Annotated in this window: 1 protein-coding gene; it reads left to right on the top strand. The window is 35.0% G+C overall.

Annotated elements, in window-relative coordinates:
• Positions 1-379, top strand: a 379-nt coding sequence (locus ACFIMC_RS00115) for a hypothetical protein (protein WP_375681036.1), incomplete at its 5' end; no start/stop codon positions are given.
• Between the last annotated feature and the right edge of the window lie 646 nt (positions 380-1,025).

Raw genomic sequence — 1,025 nt, 5'->3', positions numbered from 1 at the left:
GGCAAAAAATCCACTTTCTGGTACCTATATCGGGCGGCTTTGCTTGCAAGGCGTGCTTACACAAGAGCAATATGACGCCGCCCAGCAATATCTACAGATAAGAAACGATTACCTTTGTGCAAAAGGCTTGCCTAATGCGATTTATGACGAAATGCCGTCATCATCTGATGATAAGGCAAGAGATAAATGGGTAGCATTTGCAACAGAGCAGTTTATCAACACGCAAGAGGCACTAAAAGAAGCGCAATGCCTCTATAGACAGTATAATCTTCACGCTGCGCTACAGTACCTCGTTATAGAAGATCAAACGCTACCATATCTTGTGAATTCATTACGCGTTGCTCTTAATGCGCTTCAGAAGTACTTTTCAAAAAAGTAGATGTGAAAGATATATATATCCATATATATATGGTATTGCAATAATAACTAAGGCGGTCATTATTGCAAATAAAAACGCAGAAATCTTTAATCTAAATCGCCAGAGTATGTTAATCGGAAGAGACATTATGGTGATTATTATGAAGCCTATTACAAACCATTCTATTCTATTGTTTTTATTAAAATAACGTCTTAGTATACGAAGATAGTTGTTTGCCTCTATAGAAATTATTCTAAATGGACCTGTAGAGATTTCTTTAGGGATGTCGTTATAAATATAATCCAACATTCCTTCTGAAATACAAGTAATAAAAGAGGACCGTTTTTGTAGATCACGAAAAACGGCAATTTGCCCCTTTGGGCATGGAGATTCCGAAGAAACATGTTTTGTTAATGGTTGACTACTTACATGACTAGTGAATAAGATACTTATTATTCCGAATAAGGAAATTTTCTTTAAATACGATAATAACATTAGATTTTATCTTGTTTTTCATTGTTGCATCTTCGCTTTATACAGATTCTCTTCAAATATATCAATATGTGTTATTTTTGTGTTGACAAAATGTAGCAAATCGTATTTAATGACATTGCTGTACTTAGGCGTATTGTGTCTAGAGAGGGAAATGTACAGTTCAAAATCCCCG

It is taken from the genome of Bartonella sp. AP21QHHD, from assembly GCF_042196205.1.
GTDB lineage: Bacteria > Pseudomonadota > Alphaproteobacteria > Rhizobiales > Rhizobiaceae > Bartonella.
The sequence above is the reverse complement of the archived record's forward strand: the minus strand, read 5'-3'. Positions and strand labels throughout refer to the sequence as shown.